Below are 1768 nucleotides of genomic sequence, written 5' to 3'. Positions count from 1 at the left end.
GGCTTTGGCGTGGCAAGGAGGATCGGCGCCCACGCTTCGCCGCCCAGACTGAGGCCAAGGGAAAATCCGATCGCCCAGGGACCGACGATGGTCTCGCCCTTGTGGTTCATGAAGATCGGATAGTAGTGTCCAGGGGCGTCGCGCAGCAGGCTTTCGACTTCGTCGTGGCGGTTCAGCACGGTATTGACGAGCCGCTCCTCGATCGAGCCTGGCCTGGTTTGCGGTATTGAGCCGCCGAATACGTGCGGCAACCAGGTCTGTGCAGGGATCTTCACCGGGCCGGCCACGACGGCCGCAATCAGCCCATCGATGGCGCTCACGCCGACATAGTCGTTGTGCCCATCGCCGCGAAGGTACTCATCGAGCTCGTCATAGGAAACGGCGGGCCGGGTCATGCGGCTTGACCGACCTGATCGGCTTTCCACTTCCAGGGCAGCAGCGTATCGAGCTGGTTGATCGTCGTGCGGCCCGATACGATCCGTTCGAGCACATCGGCAAGCCAGGTGTATGGATCCAGCCCGTTCAATTTGGCTGAGTTGATCAACGAGGCCAGGATCGCGAAGGTCTCGCCGCCCTGGACATTGCCGACGAACATCGAATTCTTTCTCGTCAGGGCAACGGACTTCATCGAACGCTCGATGATGTTGGAGTCGATCTCTATCGTTCCATCGTCGAGGAAAGCGGTCAGGCCCGTCCAATGGGTGAGCGTGTATTTGATGGCCTTGGAGAGGGCGGACTGCGTTGAGATGTCGTCCTTCAGGTCAAGCAGGCGCGCCTTCAACTGGCGCATGACGGGAGCGGAGCGGAGTTGGCGGGTATTGTGACGATCATCGGCGCTTTGCCCTCTGATCTCCTGTTCGATCTGGTAGACCCCGGCGAGGATCGATACGATCTCGAGCGCCTCCGGCGATCCGGTCAGCTTGACCACGTCGACGAATTTACGCCGGGCATGAGCCATGCAGAATGCCAGCCTCAAGGGTCTGGAATTGCTTTTGCCGCGATGTCTGGCAAGCGTCTTGTAGGCGGTATATCCGTCCACCTGAAGCACGCCGTTGAAGGATACCAATTGGCGCTCGGCCTCACGGGCGCTGCGGCTCTCGGAGAAGATATAGCCGACCGCGGGCGGAGCCGGTCCTTTCCAGGGGCGATCGTCCACGGCCTGCGCCCAGAGCTGGCAGACTTTCGTTCGCTTTCGCCCCGGATCGAGCCGCGGCAATCGGGTCTCGTCGGAAAAAACCCTTGGCTGGGAGCGGATGAAGGTCAGCAGCCTGTCGTAGAGTGGCTTGAGCCACCAGGCGACTCGCGTGACCCAGATGCCGAGCGTTCCACGATCGAGGGTTATCCCATGGCCTGCAAAGATCTGGGTCTGCCGGTAGAGTGGAAGATGCCACGCGAACTTGGAGACGACGATATGGGCTGCCAATGCTGTCGTCGCCATGCCGCCATCCATGAAGCGCGCCGGCGCGGGAGCCTGGACGACGCCATTCTCGCATGCCCGGCAGGCATAGCGAGGGCGAATGGTTCGTTTGACGCGCAAAATGGGCGGAACGACATCGAGTGCCTCGCTCGTCGTCTCTCCAATGCGATGGAGCGTGCCGGAGCAGCAGACGCACGCGCGGCTTTCCGGTTCGATAATGACGTCGTAGCGCGGCAGGTGCCTGGGGAGAAAGCCGATATTGCGGGCTGCGGACTGTCGGCCACGAGCCTTGTGCCGGGAACCGTCAGGCTGATCGTCGTTGGCGGCGACCGGAACAGCCGAAAGATCACC

At 61.7% G+C, this 1768-nt stretch carries 2 protein-coding genes; both read right to left on the bottom strand.

Annotated features, from left to right (window positions below; genetic code table 11):
• Window positions 1–395, bottom strand: a 395-nt coding sequence (locus HNQ66_RS23380) for a YecA/YgfB family protein (RefSeq protein ID WP_184147289.1), incomplete at its 3' end; no start/stop codon positions are given.
• Window positions 392–1768, bottom strand: a 1377-nt coding sequence (gene tnpC, locus HNQ66_RS23375; protein WP_184147288.1) for an IS66 family transposase, incomplete at its 5' end; no start/stop codon positions are given. The genes HNQ66_RS23380 and tnpC, both read right to left, overlap by 4 nt.

It is taken from the genome of Shinella fusca (genome assembly GCF_014203155.1).
GTDB classification, from domain to species: Bacteria; Pseudomonadota; Alphaproteobacteria; order Rhizobiales; family Rhizobiaceae; genus Shinella; species Shinella fusca.
The sequence above is the reverse complement of the archived record's forward strand: the minus strand, read 5'-3'. Positions and strand labels throughout refer to the sequence as shown.